At 67.6% G+C, this 17,945-nt stretch carries 14 protein-coding genes, 2 pseudogenes and 1 riboswitch; of the genes and pseudogenes, 6 read left to right on the top strand and 10 right to left on the bottom strand.

Features of this window, described 5'->3' with window-relative positions; genetic code table 11:
- The first annotated feature begins 45 nt into the window (after positions 1-45).
- On the top strand, positions 46-807 hold the full coding sequence (locus G3I71_RS29740; RefSeq protein ID WP_203731726.1) for a hypothetical protein: 762 nt from the start codon (positions 46-48) through the stop codon (positions 805-807).
- A gap of 277 nt (positions 808-1,084) precedes the next feature.
- Here G3I71_RS29740 and G3I71_RS29745 read toward each other — a convergent pair whose 3' ends face one another.
- The 3 genes from G3I71_RS29745 to G3I71_RS29755 form a co-directional block, all read right to left on the bottom strand.
- On the bottom strand, positions 1,085-1,276 hold the full coding sequence (locus G3I71_RS29745; protein WP_164319293.1) for a hypothetical protein: 192 nt from the start codon (positions 1,274-1,276) through the stop codon (positions 1,085-1,087).
- 11 nt (positions 1,277-1,287) lie between these two features.
- Entirely contained in the window at positions 1,288-2,031 is a 744-nt protein-coding gene (locus tag G3I71_RS29750) for an amino acid ABC transporter ATP-binding protein (RefSeq protein ID WP_164319295.1), read from the bottom strand.
- A 124-nt stretch (positions 2,032-2,155) separates the two neighbouring features.
- Positions 2,156-2,596 carry a DUF6278 family protein gene (locus tag G3I71_RS29755; protein ID WP_164319297.1) on the bottom strand — a complete coding sequence of 147 codons (441 nt, stop codon included), beginning with the start codon at positions 2,594-2,596 and terminating at the stop codon, positions 2,156-2,158.
- A gap of 176 nt (positions 2,597-2,772) precedes the next feature.
- Here G3I71_RS29755 and G3I71_RS29760 point away from each other — a divergent pair, with 176 nt between their 5' ends.
- Positions 2,773-4,584: a GDSL-type esterase/lipase family protein gene (locus tag G3I71_RS29760; protein WP_164319299.1), complete on the top strand. Its 1,812-nt coding sequence runs from the start codon at positions 2,773-2,775 to the stop codon at positions 4,582-4,584.
- A 180-nt stretch (positions 4,585-4,764) separates the two neighbouring features.
- Here the strand turns inward: G3I71_RS29760 and G3I71_RS29765 are convergent, their stop codons facing one another.
- From G3I71_RS29765 to G3I71_RS29780, 4 genes are all read right to left on the bottom strand, one after another.
- A complete protein-coding gene (locus tag G3I71_RS29765; RefSeq protein ID WP_164319301.1) occupies positions 4,765-5,544 on the bottom strand; it encodes an exodeoxyribonuclease III in 780 nt (259 codons plus the stop codon).
- Positions 5,545-5,580: 36 nt separating this feature from the next.
- On the bottom strand, positions 5,581-6,213 hold the full coding sequence (locus G3I71_RS29770; protein WP_164319303.1) for an MBL fold metallo-hydrolase: 633 nt from the start codon (positions 6,211-6,213) through the stop codon (positions 5,581-5,583).
- Positions 6,214-6,298: 85 nt separating this feature from the next.
- Entirely contained in the window at positions 6,299-7,597 is a 1,299-nt protein-coding gene (gene pcaC / locus G3I71_RS29775) for a 4-carboxymuconolactone decarboxylase (protein ID WP_164319305.1), read from the bottom strand.
- Between the two features lie 32 nt (positions 7,598-7,629).
- Entirely contained in the window at positions 7,630-8,727 is a 1,098-nt protein-coding gene (locus tag G3I71_RS29780; protein ID WP_203731728.1) for an IS110 family transposase, read from the bottom strand.
- 407 nt (positions 8,728-9,134) lie between these two features.
- Here G3I71_RS29780 and G3I71_RS51420 point away from each other — a divergent pair.
- The 4 genes and pseudogenes from G3I71_RS51420 to G3I71_RS29800 all read left to right on the top strand — a co-directional run.
- Positions 9,135-9,240, top strand: a pseudogene (locus G3I71_RS51420) (ATP-binding cassette domain-containing protein); the annotation flags it as partial.
- A 371-nt stretch (positions 9,241-9,611) separates the two neighbouring features.
- The gene (locus tag G3I71_RS29790; protein ID WP_239149422.1) at positions 9,612-10,166 is read left to right on the top strand and encodes a hypothetical protein; all 555 of its coding nucleotides are present in this window, start codon (positions 9,612-9,614) and stop codon (positions 10,164-10,166) included.
- Complete coding sequence (locus tag G3I71_RS51425) at positions 10,157-10,690, top strand: hypothetical protein (RefSeq protein ID WP_239149423.1); 534 nt, start codon at positions 10,157-10,159, stop codon at positions 10,688-10,690. The genes G3I71_RS29790 and G3I71_RS51425 overlap by 10 nt, the downstream gene beginning before the upstream one ends.
- Before the next feature lie 1,060 nt (positions 10,691-11,750).
- Positions 11,751-16,115, top strand: a complete 4,365-nt coding sequence (locus tag G3I71_RS29800; RefSeq protein WP_164319308.1) for a hypothetical protein — start codon at positions 11,751-11,753, stop codon at positions 16,113-16,115.
- A 67-nt stretch (positions 16,116-16,182) separates the two neighbouring features.
- Here G3I71_RS29800 and G3I71_RS29805 read toward each other — a convergent pair whose 3' ends face one another.
- The 3 genes and pseudogenes from G3I71_RS29805 to G3I71_RS29815 all read right to left on the bottom strand — a co-directional run bounded on the left by G3I71_RS29805 (position 16,183) and on the right by G3I71_RS29815 (position 17,693).
- The gene (locus G3I71_RS29805) at positions 16,183-16,788 is read right to left on the bottom strand and encodes an SMI1/KNR4 family protein (protein WP_164319310.1); all 606 of its coding nucleotides are present in this window, start codon (positions 16,786-16,788) and stop codon (positions 16,183-16,185) included.
- A gap of 419 nt (positions 16,789-17,207) precedes the next feature.
- Positions 17,208-17,360 (bottom strand): annotated as a pseudogene (locus tag G3I71_RS29810) (IS1380 family transposase); the annotation flags it as partial.
- A complete protein-coding gene (locus G3I71_RS29815; protein ID WP_164319312.1) occupies positions 17,361-17,693 on the bottom strand; it encodes a hypothetical protein in 333 nt (110 codons plus the stop codon). It abuts the pseudogene before it with no gap.
- A gap of 34 nt (positions 17,694-17,727) precedes the next feature.
- Positions 17,728-17,812, bottom strand: a riboswitch (ZMP/ZTP riboswitch).
- Between the last annotated feature and the right edge of the window lie 133 nt (positions 17,813-17,945).

Consider the following 17,945-nt stretch of genomic DNA (forward strand, 5'->3'; position numbering starts at 1 on the left):
GGGCCTCTCGAACACCGTTGCGGTTGACCGCTACCATGCGCGCCCATGACTGACGATGTGCGCAATATCGTCCTCGGTATGGTCGCGGCCGGTATCAGCGCAGCCCTCGGCTGGCTGGCCCGCACCTATCTGTGGAGGCGCAAACTCCGCCGTAAGCAGGCCTTCTTCGGGCTCCCGGACAACTCCGAGTCGCTGCTCGTGGTGAACCGCGAGGCCGGTGGCCCCGAGTTGACGGTGATGCGCCACGACGTGTTCGCGCTGCTGGAACTCGCCGCCCTCATCAAGGACTGCAACGCCCACGCCCAGGTCGTCGCCCACGACGCGGCGCAGCAGGGGTTCGGCGAGCGGACCGAGTTCTGCGTGGGCGGCCCCGCATCCAACCGCCGCATGCTGGCGCATCTGCACTCCCTGCTCCCCGGCGTCCGCGTCAACGTCGACGCGGAACCCGGCCCGGACCGCGGCGCCTTCCAGATCGGCACCGAGCGCTACCGGCTGGAGGGGGGCAGGAGCGAGTACGTGATCCTCGCGCGGCTCACCGCCGGCCAGAGCGGCGAAGCCCGGCCGGTCTTCCTCTTCTGCGGCCAGCGCGCGATCACCAACCAGGCGGCGACCCGCTACCTTGCCCGCAACCACGAACGGCTGGCCCGCAAACACGGCAACAACTCCTTCGCCCTGCTCCTGAAGGTCGTCAACTCGCAGGCGTACGGACCGGATGTCGTCGAGGTCGTCACGGACATCACCCGGGCGGCGCAGACCCCTGTGCCGGTAGCGGCCGTCGCTCCACCCAACTCCCACCGCGCCTCCTAGCGGCGCGGACGGGAGAACGGAAGTACGGGGGAACGATCACGTCGCACACGACGGTCCGGTCACCGGAAACAAGGAGAGCGGCACCCGCGTCGCGTACCTCTGCGACGCGGGCCCGCTCGGCCTCGGCAGGCCGGCCGGTCAGGTCGACCCGTCTGCGTCGAGCACAACCCGACCGGCGCAGCTGACCTTCCGCCCGCCGGAGCACGACCCCTGATGGGCGTCGTTACCCCTGCGCGAGCAGTGATCTCCGGCTGCCGCCGGGCGAGCGCATGCCCTTCTACCGCTGCCTGCCTGGCAGCAGCGTCCCTGATTCGGCCGGTGCGACGGCCTCGACCTCGGTCCACATCCCGATGGGGATGAACGGCAAATCGTAGTCGAGGTTCGGCGCGGCCGATTTTCCGGCCCTGGCCGCTGTCGGGAGGTTGTCGGTCAGCAGGTTGACGACCTCCTCAACTCCCTTGGCAGCCAATGGTGTTGGCTTCAGTGGTGCAGGATCTTGGAGAGGAAGTCCTTGGCGCGGTCGCTGCGCGGGTCGGTGAAGAACTCCTCGGGGCTGCGGTCCTCGACGATGCGTCCGTCGGCCATGAAGACGACCCGGTTGGCGGCCGAGCGGGCGAAGCCCATCTCGTGGGTGACGACGACCATCGTCATGCCCTCGCGGGCCAGTTGCTGCATGACCTCCAGAACCTCGTTGATCATCTCCGGGTCGAGCGCGGACGTCGGCTCGTCGAAGAGCATGACCTTGGGGTCCATGGCCAGGGCGCGGGCGATGGCGACGCGTTGCTGCTGGCCACCGGAGAGCTGGGCCGGGTACTTCGGCGCCTGCGAGGCGAGGCCGACCCGGTCGAGGAGCTCTCGGGAGCGCCTGTCGGCCTCGTCCTTCCTGCGCCCGCGCACCTTGACCTGGCCCAACGAGACGTTCTGGAGGACGGTCTTGTGGGCGAAGAGGTTGAACGACTGGAAGACCATCCCGACTTCGGCACGGAGCCGCGCGAGAGGCTTGCCCTCGTCGGGCAGCAGTTGACCGTCGAGCAGAATCGTCCCGGACTCGATCGGCTCCAGCCGGTTGATCGCCCTGCACAGAGTGGACTTGCCCGACCCTGACGGGCCGATGACAACGACCACCTCACCCCTGCCTACGGTGAGGTTGATGTCCTGAAGGACATGCAGCTCACCGAAGTGTTTGTTGACTTCATGCAGCTCGATCAACGGATCGACAGCCATGCCCAGCCCTACTCACTTCAGCTGTGTCGTGGTTGCCGCAAACTATCCAGACAAGAGTGGAGTTAAAGCGCGACACGCACTTTTCGGGCATTAGCCGTATTTACGCCAGATGCGTGCACCGTGTTTACGTCTCCGCGACCTCCGCGTACAGCTGCGACAGCTCGGGCACGCCGCTGGACGCCCACTCGTGTCCCGAGGCGACGACGTCGAACTCACGGCCCGACGACAGCCGTACGACGGGCTGTCCGTCCGGCCAGAAGTCCCAGGCCGCGCCGGGGACCGTCCGCACGATGACCGTGCCGAGATAGAGGCCCGCGTCGTTGCCGAGCCAGTTCAGCGAGTCCTCGTCGTCCCGCCAGCCCGGCACCAGCTGGTCCAGCGCCTCCAACGAGGCGGCGGAGTCATCGAGTTCGACGCCCGCCCGGTGTGCCTGGGAGCGGAGCAGCTCACACTCGGAGAGAAGCCCGGCGACCGCCTCGGGGTCGTGCTCCCCCGCGGAGAACACCGCCGCACCTCGGGCGGGTCCATGCCTCTTGCGCCAGTTGCCCAGGAAAGGGATGTTCATACGTCCAGCGTGTCATTCACACCGCCGACCGCACCACAGGGCGCGCGGGGCCGCCGCTTCCGGCCAACTTCCGCGTGTGCCCCCGCCCGGCGCACCTGCCGCATTGACGGGCGCCTGGCGGCTCCTTAGCTTCACACTGCGTTGAACGGCGGGCCCAGCTGACCGGAGGGACGGACATGCGCCGAGGTGGCCGAGGCAGACGGGGGCCGGGAGCCCGAGGTCTCTGGGGACCGGGCGTCGTCCTCGCCCTGTGCGCGACGCTGACACCCCTGTCGTCCACGGCCCACGCCACCGAACCCCTCCCCCTCACCCAGTACTTCGACAACACCGCCGTCAGCGACGACGTCCTTCCCGGCGCCGCCGACTTCGACGGCTCGGGCGCCTCCGTGTCGGCCCAGGACCTGACGGCCGCCGGCTGGACCCGGGGCCGCGCCCTCACCGTCCAGGGCGCCCGGCTGACCTGGCCGTGCCGGGAACCGGGCCAACCGGACAACGTCCGCGCCGCCGGCCAGCCCGTGCGTGTCCGAGGAGAGGGGGACGCCCTCGCGTTCCTCGTCGCGGGCACCGGTGGCGCCGACGTGAGCGGCGAGGGCACCGTCTCGTACACGGACGGCACCCTGTCCTCGTACCGGCTGACCGCCCCCGACTGGCGCGGCGGCCCCCTCGGCTCCAAGACGGTCGCGCTGCCGCATGTGAACACGCCCACCGGCCAACTCGCCGAGAAGGCACGGCTGTACGTCGTCACGGTGCCGATCACGCGAGGGCGCCAGGTCGACTCCGTCCGGCTGCCGTACGCGGCCGACCTGCATGTGTTCGCCCTCTCGGTGCGGCCCGACACGGCCGGCTGGACGGGCAGTTGGGCGGCGCCGACCTCGACGTACGCGACCGTCGGCCCGTGGACCGACCGGACGCTGCGGCTGGTGGTGCACACGTCGGCCGGCGGGCCACGGGTACGGGTCCGCTTCGACAACACCTTCGCGTCGGCGCCGGTACGGATCGGCGGCGCGACGGTGGCCGTGCAGGCGTCGGGCGCCACCGCGAGCGATACGCCGGTGCCGCTGACGTTCCTGGGGGCGCGCGGGACCGAACTCCCGGCCGGGGCACAGGCGTTCAGTGATCCGCTGGACTTCACGGTGCCCCCGGACGCCAGTCTGCTGGTGAGCTTCCATCTGCCGGGCACGGTGACGGCCGCGCCGCTGCACCGGCTCACGCAGCAGCGCTCGTACGTCAGCGAGCCGGGCGACCACACGGCGGACGGCTCCCCGACGCCGTACACCTCGACGCTGACGACGTGGCCGCTGCTGACCGGCGTGGACGTCGGCGGCGGGCCCGGGTCGGTCGTGGTGCTCGGCGACTCGATCACCGACGGCGAGCGATCGACCCTGGAAGCGAACCGGCGCTGGCCCGATGTGCTCGCCGACCGGCTGCTGGCCCAGAGCACGGTCCCCCACTACGGCGTCCTCAACCAGGGCATCGCCGCGAACCGCGTCCTCACCGACCGCTACCCGGGCGACGGCCTCTCGACCGACTCGGGCGGGGTGAGCGCCCTGCACCGCGTGGACCGGGATGTCCTGGCCCAGACGTCGGCGCGTACGGCGATCGTCTTCCAGGGCGTGAACGACCTGCGGACGGGCGCGTCGGCCGACGATGTCATCGCCGGCCTGGAGCAGCTGGCGGACCGGGCGCGGGCGCGCGGGGTACGGGTGCTGGTCGCGACGATCGGGCCGTGCGCGGGTGAGGCGCGGTGCACTTCCGTGGTCGACGGGCAGCGGGTGGCCGTGAACACGTGGATCCGGGAGGAGGCCGCGTCGGGCTCTGATGCCGACTCCGGTTTCGAGGGGGTCGTCGACTTCGACGCGGCGCTGCGGGATCCGGCGCAGCCTGCGCGGTTGCTGCCCGCGTACGACAGTGGGGACCATCTGCATCCGGGCGACGCGGGGCTCGCTGCGCTGGCTGGGGCGGTGGAGTTGGGGGCGCTGGTTCCCTAGGACACCGTGGGTCGGGTGGTCGTCCCTGGGGGCGCTGCCCCCAGACCCCCGTTCGCGCTGAACGCGCTCGTCCTCAATCGCCGGACGGGCCGGAGACGCACGTCCGGCGCTGAAAAGGTCCCCCAGGCCCAGGAGAGCAGGTCACCGCGCCTGAGACCAAACCCCCCGCGAACAGGTCCCCTACACCTCCAGGTCCACCACCACGGGGGCGTGATCCGACGCTCCCTTGCCCTTCCGCTCGTCGCGGTCGACGTACGCGTCCTTCACCGCCTGGGCGAACGGCTCGTTGCCGTAGACCAGGTCGATGCGCATGCCCCGGTTCTTGGGGAAGCCGAGCTGGCGGTAGTCCCAGTACGTGTACGGGTGGTCGTACTTCAGGGGGCGGGGGACCACGTCCGTCAGGCCCGTCTCGCGGAGGGCGGCCAGGGCCGCGCGCTCGGCCGGCGTGATGTGGGTCAGGCCCTCGAAGGCGGCCAGGTCGTAGACGTCGTCGTCCGTCGGGGCCACGTTGTAGTCGCCCAGGACGGCGAACGGGCGGCTGCCTGCCGCGTCGGCCGCGACCGCTGCCTTCAGCGCCTCGAACCAGCCGAGCTTGTACGCGTAGTGGGGGTGGTCCACTTCGCGGCCGTTCGGTACGTACACCGACCAGACGCGGACCGGGCCGCAGGTCACGGAGACGGCCCTGGGCTCCTCGACGCCCTCGTAACCCGGGTCGCCGGGCAGGCCCCGCACCACGTCCTCCAGGCCCACTCTGGAGATCACCGCGACGCCGTTCCACCTGCCGGTCGCGTTGACCGCCACCTCGTAGCCCAGCTCGCGCAGCTGGTCGGACGGGAACTGTTCGGCCGCGACCTTGGCCTCCTGGAGGCACAGCACATCCGTGCCGGTGCTCTCCAGCCAGGCCAGCAGCCTCGGCAGGCGGGCGGTGATCGAGTTCACGTTCCAGGTCGCGATACGCATGCCTCACAACCTACCCGCCGGGTCTGACAACGCGTCTCAGACCTCAGCCGACGCCCCCGGCGTCAGCCGCGCGTGCTCGGCGCCGCCGAGGCCGCCGACCAGCCGGCCGTAGATCGGGAGGGCGAGGTCCGTGAGGAGGGCGTCGTGGATGTCGTACGCGCGCCGCGGCTTGACCTCGCGGACGTAGTCGACGACCTCGGAGAGCTTGCTCCACGGGGCCATGACCGGAAGCAGCAGCGTGTCGACCGGGTGGTCGGGGACGGTGAGGGCGTCGCCGGGGTGGAAGACGGCGCCGTCGACGAGGTAGCCGACGTTCGTGATGCGGGGGATGTCCGGGTGGATCACGGCGTGCAGTTCGCCGTGGACCTGCACGTCGAAGCCCGCGGCGGTGAACGTGTCGCCGTGGCCGACGGTGTGGACGCGGCCCGGGAAGGCCGCGGAGAGCTGCTCCGCGACCGCGGCGAGGGTCCAGATCTCGGCGGCCGGATTGGCGTCCAGGGCGGCGCGCAGGTGTCCCTCGTCGAAGTGGTCCCCGTGCTCGTGCGTGACCAGGATCGCGTCGGCGCCGGCCGCGGCGTCCTGCTCGCTGAATCCCCCGGGGTCGAGGACGAGCGTCTGCCCGTTCTTCTCGAGGCGGACGCAGGCGTGCGACTTCTTCGTGAGTTTCATGGGTCCATCCTGCCGCTCGGGCCCGGGCTGTGAACGGCTGGGGCTGGTGCTTTCACCACCCGCATCGAGGGTCGCCCCTCAAGCGTCATTCCTCGTCGGGCGTCGTCTCCTCGCGGATGACCTGCTGGGCCACCTTGAACGCGCTGTTCGCGGCCGGCACCCCGCAGTAGACGGCGGCCTGGAGCAGCACTTCCTTGATCTCGACCGGGGTGAGGCCGTTGCGGAGGGCGGCGCGGGTGTGGAAGGCGAGTTCGTCGAGGTGGCCGCCCGCGACGAGGGCGGTGAGGGTGACACAGCTGCGGGAGCGCCGGTCGAGGCCGGGCCGGTTCCAGATCTCGCCCCACGCGTATCGGGTGACGAAGTCCTGGAAGTCCCCGGAGAACTCGTCCGCCTGCGCCAGCGCCCGGTCGACATGCGCGTCGCCGAGCACCTCACGCCGGACCTTGATCCCGGCGTCGTACTGGTCCGGGCGGCCCTGCGCCTCGGGCTGCGGGGCGGGCGGCGCGATCTCCGCGATGGGGGTGGCCGGCCGGGGTGCGGCCAGAACCGGCTTGACCGGATCCGCCGAGATGGCCGTCCGGCCGGTTGTGGTGTCGTACGCGGGCTGCCACGCCGTCGAGAAGTGGCGTACGAGGAGGTCGGTGACGGCTGCGGGCTGCTCGACCGGGACCAGGTGGGAGGCACCGGGCACCACGGCGAGGCGGGCGTCCGGGATACCCGCGACCAGGGTGCGGGCCTCGGCGGGGCCGGTGACCTGGTCGTCGGAGCCGACGAGGACGAGGGTCGGCACACCGACACGGGCCAGTTCATCCCGTACGTCGAAGGAGGCGAGCGATTCGCAGGCCGCGATGTAGCAGCCGGGGTCGGTGGTGCGGACCATCTGTACGGCCCACTCGGTGATCGCCGGCTGTGCGGCGGCGAAGCCGCTGGTGAACCAGCGCTCGGGTGAGGTACGGGCGATGGGGCCGAGCCCGTTCGTCCGGACGATCACCCCGCGCTGGCGGAACTCGTCGGCCGTTCCGAAGCGCGGCGAGGCGGCGATCAGCGCGAGCGAGGCCAGCCTCTCCGGGTGGCGCAGCGCCAGTTCGGCGCCGATCGCACCGCCGAGCGCGCATCCCGCGTAGCCGAAGCGCTGCACGCCGACCGTGTCGAGCGTGGCGAGCAGACGGGTGGCCAGGCCGGCGACCGACCCGGCGGGATGCGCGGGGGCACCGCCGTGCCCGGGCAGATCGAACCGGAAGACCCGCCACTGCTTCACCAGCTCCGGCACCTGCCGGTCCCACATGTGCCATGTAGTACCCAGGGAGGGACCCAAGATCAGGACCGGAGCCTCTTCTGGCCCGTCAAAGCGGTATTGCAGGGTGTTCGGTGGTGTCTCGCTCACCCGTCAAACCCTCTCATCTCTCACGGACGCCCCTATAACGCGGGGGTGCGGGAAACCGGTCTGACCAGGTTGAAGACCTCTCGGGCGGCATACCGCTTGAGGCATCGGATGATCTCACGTCGGGTCTTGCCCTCCTGCGTGCGGCGTTCGTAGTACGCCTGGGTGCGCGGGTCGTGACGCAGCCGAGTGAACACGATGCGATGCAGGGCCGCGTTGGCTTGCCGGTCGCCGCCGTGGTTGAGCCGACGCGTGCTCCGCCGGCCCGAGGAGTACTCGACGGGGCTGACCCCGCAAAGGGCAGCAAAGGATGCCTCGGTGTTCAGCCGCTCGGGGTTGTCTCCCATGGTGATCAGGAGCGTGACGGCACTGTCCGGGCCTATGCCCACCGGTACGAGCAGCTGCGGGGCGTGGCGTTCGACGAGCAGGGTCAGGCGCCGGTTCAGCTCATCGATCTGCCCGGTGAGCTGCTCGATGCGCTCCGCGAGCATTCTCAGGGTCATATGGGTGGCCTGGGCCACCGCGTCCTCGTCGCCCCCGCCGTCGCGCAGGCCGAGGCGCGCGCAGGTGCGGAACAGCTCGGCATTGCCCAGGCTCGACAACCGCTCCCGCAAGGCGGGGTCAGCTATGACCAGGACGGCCTTGAGCTGGTTGATCGCCTGGGTGCGGGCCTTGACCGCGGAGACCTTGGCGAGTTTGAACATCCGGGCGCTGTGCACCGGACCGTCGCCGGTTTTGGCCCGGGCCTGGGCGCGACCGCTGAGCACAGCCCGCGCAGCAGCCTGCGCATCGAGCGGGTCCGACTTCCCGAGCTGACGGCGGGCCGAGCGGTCGGGCCGGTTCACTTCGAACACCTCGACACGCTGAGCCAGCAGGTAGCGGGACAGGCCCGCGCCGAAGGTGCCGGTGCCCTCCACGCCGGCCCGGCGCACCGTCCCCCGCTTGCGGGCCCAGACGAGCAGCTGTCGGTAGCCAGCCGCCGTGGCCGGAAAGGACTCGGTGCCCAAGATTTGCCCGAGCGGGGAGATCACGGCGGCGACATGAACCTCGCCGTGCGTGTCTACGCCCAGGACGACCTCGCGCCGAACGGGAGGATCTGTGCTGGAGGAGGTGCTGCTCTGTCGGGTCGTCATGATTGGTTCGCCTCCCGCGTGGTGACGTACTGGGTGGCTGGCACCGGCCTGGACGGGCGGTCTGAACCGTGATGGCGCCTGAACTTCGGCAAGGCCCCTATTGGGACACGCCCTGTGGCTCGGTGACAGCAGACACCATCCCGCAACGACAGTCGACAAGCCCGTGACTGGACACTTCGGTCAAAGATCTCAAGAGTCAGACCCCGCCCGGGACAGCACCACGCAACAGTCCCACCAGGACCGGCACAGGGGCAGCGTCCGATCACTCTCGGAAGACTTCGTCCGGACCGGAGACCAACTACTGCCGCCAGACGAGAGAATGGCCTCACCCTTCGTCTGCTCGTGACCGGCATTGACGGACACCCAAGTCACCCGCCGCACCAGCCGGATACGACCGGCACGCGCCCATGGTCCGGCACGCCTCCCTGACCGTCGCGCCCGGCGAAGCGGTCGGTCTGCTCGGCCCCAGCGGCTGCGGGCAATTCGCCCCTGGCCCGCGCCGCTGCCCTCCTCCCGCCTGGGGTGGACCCCGTTGAAGGGCACGTACATGAAGGCCCACCTGTGAGTCGGCGACAGCAACACCAGCATGTCGGCAGACGACTTTCCTTCCGGCTGGATATCACCTGCCCGCGCCGACACCGCCTCAACACCGACGACTCGGAGATGCCCAAAAATCCGCCGGTACGACCTCGCGTGCCGGGTCCGGAGTCCGCCTCAAACCCCATCGGCCCGAGGGTGAATATGGCAGAAAACGCTTGCTCGTGAAGCGTGGGAGAACCGGCACCTAACGGACAGAGGGATCGAAAAATATCGATCGTTTGTACGTTTACTGCGATACGTTACGTGCGCTCCAGGCATCTGCCTGTCACTACAAGGGGGAGAAAATGAAGTTAGCAACACGTATGGGTGGGGCCTTAGTAGCTCTGCTGGCTGTCATCGTGATCGCGCCCGCCGCGTCGGCGGCCGACCACCCCGGCCTGGAGGTCAACACGCCGGTCGAGGTCATGGACGTCAACGGCATCAAGGTCGACACAGAGGCATCTGCCGAGACCAAGCAGATCATCCAGGCCGACACGGTCGTTGCCGCCGCCGCCGCTAGTGTGTGCGGATCCGGCTACACCATATCCACCGGCGCTGCCCGCTACAGCACCTACGGGACCGCCTACACCTGGACCAACGGCACCACGTCAGGCAGCAGTTACTACGACAGGCCGATCTGCGCCGTGTTCTTCAATGACACGGGCACCGCCTACTCCATGGGTGTCCGCCTGAAGGACAACTACACCGCCACCCCTGACGACCAGGACTTCGGGACGTACAGCACCTACGCCGGGCCCGTCTACCAGAACAAGGGCTACTGCGGCCAAGCGTACTCCTACATGAAGGTCGGAAGCAAAGTGGTCGTCGACAACTATCTCAAGGTGGGGGCTTGCGACTGATGCCACCGACACATGGGCTGCGCCCCGCGACATGGGGCGCAGCGCTGCTGGTCACCGTACTGGTCACCGGGTGTTCGAGCAGCAAGGACTCCGTTCGTGATTCCTCGCCCGATCCTGTGGCCGGGAAGAGCAGCACACCAAGCACATCGAGCACGCCGACATCACCCGAAGTCGACCCGGAACCGTCCCGCCGTCCGACGGCAACGGACGGTGAGACCCCGGTCATCAGTCATCAGGGAAAGACGAAAGTCGTCACGCTCGGTGATACGGAGATCCGAGCCACGCGTAATGAGATCGGCATCAATATCGCCTGCAACTCCACCAACTCCACCGACAGGGCTCACAACATAAGGGTCACTGTCAGTGTGGGCGACGGAAAGGACTGGGTGACGACCAACACGTTCGACTTCCGGCAGGTCGCCGCCGGCCAGACGGCCTCAGAAAGCGCTGTCATGGGTGCGTCCTTCCAAGGGGAGCTACCGGACGACCCGAAAATCTACATCGACTCCGTCATCTATTACTGACCTACCGCTTGTACCCACGCGGAAGTGCGGCAGCGTTGCATCGCATCGGTCTTCGGTCTTCGGTCTGCTCACGGCAACCCTCGGTGAAGCTGGCCTGCACGTCCCGCACCTTCGCTCTGCGCGCCAACCGTTACTTCGAACGCCTGAGGTTCTGCCAGGCACGACATCTCTGCCCGCACAGAGGTGCCACTTCCTTTGCCCGCGGTTCGATCCGCTGGATGAGTTCACTCCCATCGTTGACCGAAAACAGAAGAGGGAGCGCCTTTTACTGTGCGCATAAGACAGAGGCAACGCGCGGTGGTGATAGCGGCGGCGACTGCGCTTCTCGCCTCGTCACTGCCCATCTCCGCGCAGGCTCAGGGACCCCGCGGTCCCCGACAACGCCGTTCAGGGCGGTAAGAGTCTGCCGAAAGCTGCGAGCAAGCCCCGTGAGGTCAGCAAGAAGGACCGTGCCGGCACCGGCTTTCATGTCCTGACCGGCAAGGAGAAGGACGGCTACAAGTTCACTACCGTAGCCACCCTGCGCGAAGAGGAATTCGATGCGGACTCCTGGATCGGCAACGCGTGCGTGACCGGGTCCGGGAAGTACGCGGATATCGCCTAATCGAAACGTTCAACCCGCCGGTTCCAGGATTGCCCGCGGTTGCGTTCAACGCCAACATGCTCAGGCGGTACTGGGCTTCAGATGTAATGCAGGCGGCGGAATGCACTTACTCCCTGTCGGCGGGGCAGATGGGCCAGCCGACAGTACGAGAGCCGACCGCCGGTCCAGTGTTCCTCGGAGAGCGGCCAGAAATTTCCATGACCGGCTTCTACTTCAACTCCGGTTACCAGAGCATCTCCCAGGCCATCTACGGTTCCTAGACTCTCAGCCCTACCCGCACGTCACCGCACTCAGTTGTCGAGTGACGCGCGATGGCAGCCTATTTCTGCGGAAATCCCGACGGTGTACGACCGAAACCGATAGAGGAAAAACGTGAGACAGACAGGACGTGCAAGTAAGCGGTTCCTGGCGCCGATCACTGTCGCAGTGACCACGGCGCTGGCCTTACCACTGAGTATGCCCGCACAAGCATCCGAACCGACGCCACCGAAGAACGCCGTGCAATGGCAGGCCCCGGACACCCAGGATGTCGACAAGCCTGCCGGCATCCCCGCCAAGGACCGCACCGAATTCCTCGGTAAAGGCTACAAGGAGTCCACCGACACTGCCTTCACGACCTCCGGCGACGGTACCGGCTTCCACCTCCTGGTCGCCGACGAGAACGACGGCTATGCCTGGAAGACCGCCGCGACCCTCTCCGAGCCCGGTTTCGACACCGACACCTGGATCGGCAACGCGTGTCTGACCGCCTCCGGTAAGCGCGCAGCCGTCGCCTACGCCCCGCGTACCTTCACCAACAAGCCCGAACTCATGACGCGGGGGGCCTTCGCTGCTCTCGTGGACCTGACCACGGGCCAGGTCACCAAGCTGCCGTTCCAGGCATCGCTGGCCTACTTCAGCCCGGGCTGTGGTGACGGTGAGCAGGCCGTGTTCACGCAGCTCTCGTACGAGGGCGACGTCAAACAGCAGACCCGGCTGGTCACTGTGGACGCTGCCACGGGCAAGGCCAGCACCCCGGCTACCTATCCGGGTGAGGTTACCTCCGCCGTGCCGACGAGGAACGGCATCGTCGCTGCCAACGGCAACCGGCTGGTCGCCGCCCAGGCCAAGGGCAGGCTCAGGGAAATCACGCGCACCGAGTCGGTACCGTTTCAGCTTACGGTCGACGCCACGGGCGGTGTCACCTACATCGACCGCGCGAAGGACATCAGCACCGAGAAGACGGCCCGTAGCTACGCCCGGCACCTGGACGCTGGTCGGCTACGCAAGGGCAACTCCCCGGCCAGCACGCTTGCTTCGGGCGGGCTGGCCAAGTGGGACCTGACCTCCTCGGCCGACGGCACCGTCTACATCTCTGGCACGGCCACCACCCGGGGCACACTACCGAAGACGGTGAGGAACCCCGGCGATGTCGCCAAGGGTGCGCTCGTCTCCAGCCATGGCGCCGCCGCCCTCACCACTGCCTGGGCCGACGGCAAGGACAGCCGCATCCGGGCCGACGAAGCCCTGGCCGAGCGCACCGCCCGTGTCAGCCTGCGCCTGCTGGACACGAAGCGGACGGTCACGTTGGACGCCGTGCCCGGCAAGCACCGTATCGGCGGCAAGAAGTCGGAGCGGCAGGGAGCGGCGGCTTCCCCGGCATTGCCGCAGCTGACCAAGTCATCCATTCAGGACAAGAGTTCGTCCGGCCTTTCCACGCAGGCCGCGCCCACCCAGCTCGTCGCTTCCGCGGCTGGCAACCCGAGCGAGGACGCCTCCGAGCGCACCTGCGCCGTGGCCCGCAACGACGTCAAGAAGCAGGCGTTCCAGCCCACTCCGCGCCAGGTCGAATGGGCGGCAGACCAGGCCGTCGTCGGCAAGCTCGACTTCTACCGCTCCCCGGACTGGAAGAACACCGGCATGGCCGGCTACCAGCCGCAGGGCCTGTTCCCGCCGATCCTCCTCGAAGGCGACCCCAACGGGAAGCTGGACACCGAGGACGGCGACAACGACAAGTGGCATATCCCATCACAGATCCTCCTCGGCGTCACCGCCCAGGAGTCCAATATGTGGCAGGCTGCCCGCGTCGCCGTGCCCGGAGTCAGTTCCAACAGCCTCATCGGCAACTACTACGGCGTCGACTACAGCGCGAGCGGTGAGCAGCAGGATCCGTGGGCCATCGACTGGTCGGAGGCGGACTGTGGTTACGGCATCACCCAGGCCACCGACGGCATGCGGCTGGCCGGCAAGGAGAAGCCCGACGAGACGGCGATGAGCGCTCTCAAGCAGGAGGCCGTCGCCCTGGACTACACCGCCAACATCGCCTATGGCGCGCAGATCCTGTCGGGCAAGTGGAACCAGACCCGCAAGGCGGGTATGAAGGTCAACGACGGCCACCCGAGGTGGATCGAGAACTGGTTCTTCGCCCTGTGGGCCTACAACTCGGGCTTCTACGTCACCTCCGACTCCGCCGGGCACCAGGGCGTGGGCTGGACCAACAACCCCGCCAACCCGCTGTGGAAGGCCAACCGACTGCCATTTCTTGAGAACGCGGCCGGCGGCGACAACTATGCCGACGCCTCGCACCCGCAGGACTGGCCTTACGAGGAGAAGGTCATCGGCTGGGCCGCGCGCCCCATCGCCGCCCTGTTCGGCCCCGGTGACGTGAAGGCTGGGTACCTCGCCGCGTGGTGGAACAGCAACGCCTACCGCACCTCGGCCAAGCCGCCGGTGGACCTGTTCTGCGACTCCTCCAACTCCTGTGTCCCGTCGAAGATCGGAGACAACGACTCCAACGACCCCGGCCAGGGTGCCTGCACGCTCGACTCCGGCAACAGCGACACCAACAGCCACTGGCTGCACTGCTGGTGGAACAAGTCGGTGACATGGAAGAGCTGCACGACGGGCGCCCAGTGCGGCAACCAAGTCCACCGGTTCAACACCACCTACCCCGAGCAGGCGGACGCCAACTCCTACCCACCGCGATGCTCCAGCGGCCTGCCCTCGGGCGCCCTGATCGTCGACGACGTCAACAAGGGCGTGGTACCGGCGGGCTCTGCGTCACGAAGTTGCGGAGCGTCCGCGTCGGACGGCACGTTCACCCTCAACTACAGCCCGTGGAACGGGACGTACCCAGGGAAGATCGACACCCACCAGATCGGGGCGGGATACGGCAACCACTTCTACTTCGCTCACACCCGTCAGCCAGAGTCCACGGCGGGCACGGCCAACCGTATGGAGGCCACCGGAGTCTGGAAGTTGAACTCCACGGTCCCCGGCCGCGGTGGTGACGCCGAGGTCTTCGTGCACATACCCGACCACGGTGCGCAGACTACCGAGGCGATCTACGAGATCGTCACCGCGTTCGGCACCAAGAAGAAGACAATCTCCCAGAACGCCAACCAGTCCAACAAGTGGGTCTCCCTGGGCGGTTATCGCTTCAAGGACAAGCTCCCCGAGGTGCGGCTGTCCAACTTCACCAGCGGGGGCACCGGGGACAAGGACATCGCCTGGGACGCGGTCGCCTTCGTACCGGGTGACCAGTCGAAGCTGCCTGACGTGATCTTCGGCGATCCGGACCTGAGCGTTGACCAGCCCGCTGACATCACCACCCCGACCGATGTCAGCCTGAGCGTGATCAGCGGCACCGGCCCGGCGACTCCCTCTGCCACGTCGGCCACCTCGGTGGCGGCCGTCCAGGCGGCCGGTACCGGAAGCTTCGTCGAATGGTGCGACGAGAAGCCCTTCAGCAACCATGTGCAGTGGATCAACCGCACCCAGGCATGCCTGAAGGACCACATACCAGTCGTCATCACCGACCAGAGCCAGAAGATCCTCGGCACGCTGGACTTCGACGTCCAGGCAGAGATCAAGTCATACAGCAACGAGAACGGCATGAACACCAAGTTCAAGCTCGTACCGACCTCCGCGACCGGGGTGGCAACGACGCTACCGGTCACCATCACCTTCGGCGAGACCTGCGCGTTCGACTGCACCAACAGCACCGCCATCTGGAAGACCTCATCCACCTGGGAATGGGGCGTCGGTGACCGACATGTCGGCGACGTGCAGATGTCGTTGTTCTGGGGACAGACCCGCACCTCGGACCTGGTCGGTGTGAGCTGGAAACTCGGAGCCTCCATAGCGGGGAACCCCTCTCAGAACGTCGTCGCCGTCAGCACGGACCAGTACTCACAGCTGCGGTGCGACAGGGTGGTCACCGCCAGCCCCGGCTGCGTGTTCGACCACTACAAGCCGACCTACGTCATGAACGCCAAGAAGTTTCCGGCCGCAGCCGCGCACGCCTGGCTCGTGCAGACGCGCAACGACAAACACTTCGGCCGTAAGGGCGGCGGTACGCCGCTCACGTATATGAACCGCGACGACTGGACCTCCACGGACAACCGGGATGTCATCTGCCCGGAAACGCCCGCCTACGTCCGCCGCGCGGACATCGGCCTGTCCCCGGAGCTGAGCTCCTCCAACCAGGACAGTTCGAGCTGTGACGAGTTCGCCTTCGCCAACAGTTACCAGAGTGCGGGCATGCCGGCCAGCAAGGGCGGCACGAACCAGGTGACGGACCCGACGAGGTGCCTGTCGACGTACGCGGTCAAGGCGGGAAGTGGACATTGGACGCTTCTCAGCGACGACAACTACGACCTGCCGGTCGGCGGGGAGGTATGCGGTCGCTCCAGCATGTCCCTCAACCAGAACAGCCAGTCCATGTCGTTCTTCGGGGGCTTCATCAACCGAAACCGCCTGCAGGATGGTGACGACTACTGGGTCGGCCTGCCGGGCTTCGACAACTGCGCGATGACCGCCGGCGTCTGCGACGTCAGGTGACCTAGGCACAGGGTGGGCCCGGAAGCGCGAGCTTCCGGGCCCACCTGCGTTGTCCCTCATCGGGACACTAGGAGGCGGTCTCCACACGCTTCCAGCGCAGCATCCCCGCGTCTGTGACGGGTCCATACTGGACTCGGTTCCCCAGAGCGCGGATCCCGCTCCTGTGCTCCAGGGCGTCGGCCGTAGCTTCGAGGAATTCGGCCAGAGAGGGAAAGACGAGCTGGGGAAGAGCTGCCTCCGCGAAGTACATCACCGGAGCCTGCGCAGAGTTTGCACCCGTGTCAAGGAAATAGCCGTAGGGGGCATCGGACTTCTGGGCGAACGGGATCCACTGAGGCTGCCAGTCCGCCCCCGAGGCGAGGAGATCCCGATGCACGTCCACGACCCGGCGAAGGTCGAGGAAGACGTTGTTGCCGGGTAGGAAAACCGAATCCTGGTGCGGTTGATAAAAGCGTCCATCCAGCACGTCCTTGGCGGTACTGCCGTTGTTCAGCAGCAGCCATGCCCGAAGCTCAGCGGGGACGACCGCAGTCGGCATCTCCTCTTCAGCGGCATCGATAAGACTCTCGCCGACTCCAGGATTCATTGCTTCGGCATGACGCGGCGTATTCTCGCCCAACCATTCGGTGATCCTCTTCCATGCACACTGAATCCGTACTTCCTGAGACAACACGAACTACCTCCTGTCGCGGCCAATGACAGCACGAGCATGTCCTACGGGGAGCGGGCGCGTGCTTCTTGCCAGAGGCACCGCCTTCGTGACCATTGTGCACACGTCGACGTGGCAACCCGGCAGCGAGGTCATTCTCGGACTCTCGCCCCTGGAAAATGGAGCCACCCGTCACCGGAAAGATGTCACAAGAATCGGAGGCGAGAGAATATGCAGGTCAGGCGGGGTTTTCTCGTCTCGGAAGTGGGCTAACAACGGCTAACCTCGATCATTCGCAAGGGTCCGCCAACGGAGTCGGTGGACCCTTTCGCTTTCCGAAGCTGATGGTGGGCAGGCCGACGGCCCCGTTGTCGCGTCGGGCGGCGCCGGGTTCCACGGCCGGGGTGGGTGGTGTTGTCGTCGGGATGGCGGAAGTTTGCTGATCAGCCGGGGGTGGCCAGGAGCGCGAGCCGTTCGAGGGCAGTGGTGATCTCGCCGGTCCAGGACCAGTGCTGGGCGAGGCGGAGAATCTTGCGTCGGCCGGTAGTGACGAGCTGAGCGGCCGCGGAGAACAGGCGGAATCGCAGGCGGCGAGGTTAGGAGGATTTCGGATCGGCATCGCGGGCCCGCAGATAGGCACTGGTGAGCGCACCGACACCGTCGCGGTCGATGCTGTAGAGCTCAGCCGTGACGTCGTCGACGGGCCCGGCCACCGCCGCGTCGGCCGGCGAGACGTGCTTGAAGGAGGCGGCGGCTGGCCGGTGCAGGGCTCGGGCGGCCTCCAGCACCAGTTGCCAACTGTTCAGCGCGTCCAGCATGTTGATGTAGGACGGGCTGCCCTGCAGCACTCGGACCGGCCACTGGCCGGGGCGTACTGGTGCGACATAGGCCGCCTGCTGCTGCGGGTTGATTCCGTAACGCAAATCCACGTCATAGCCTCCTGGGTCAGCGGGACATCACTGACGCAGGCGCCCAGGCGGTCGACGCTCACACGGGAAAACGGCCGCTCCCCGGTGGTTGTCCACCTTCGCAAGTTGCGGCCGAACAGGATCCTACTCGGCGTCGTGCCGGGTCGGGGCGCGCAGTCAACTCGCGGCAGCCGCTTCGGCGCGGGCGCAGGTGACAGCCAGGCGGTAGGAGTCGGTGCCGGCCACCGCCGAGCCCCGGGGACCTCAGTTCCT

Origin of the sequence: Streptomyces sp. SID12501, assembly GCF_010550245.1 — a bacterium.
Lineage (GTDB): Bacteria > Actinomycetota > Actinomycetes > Streptomycetales > Streptomycetaceae > Streptomyces.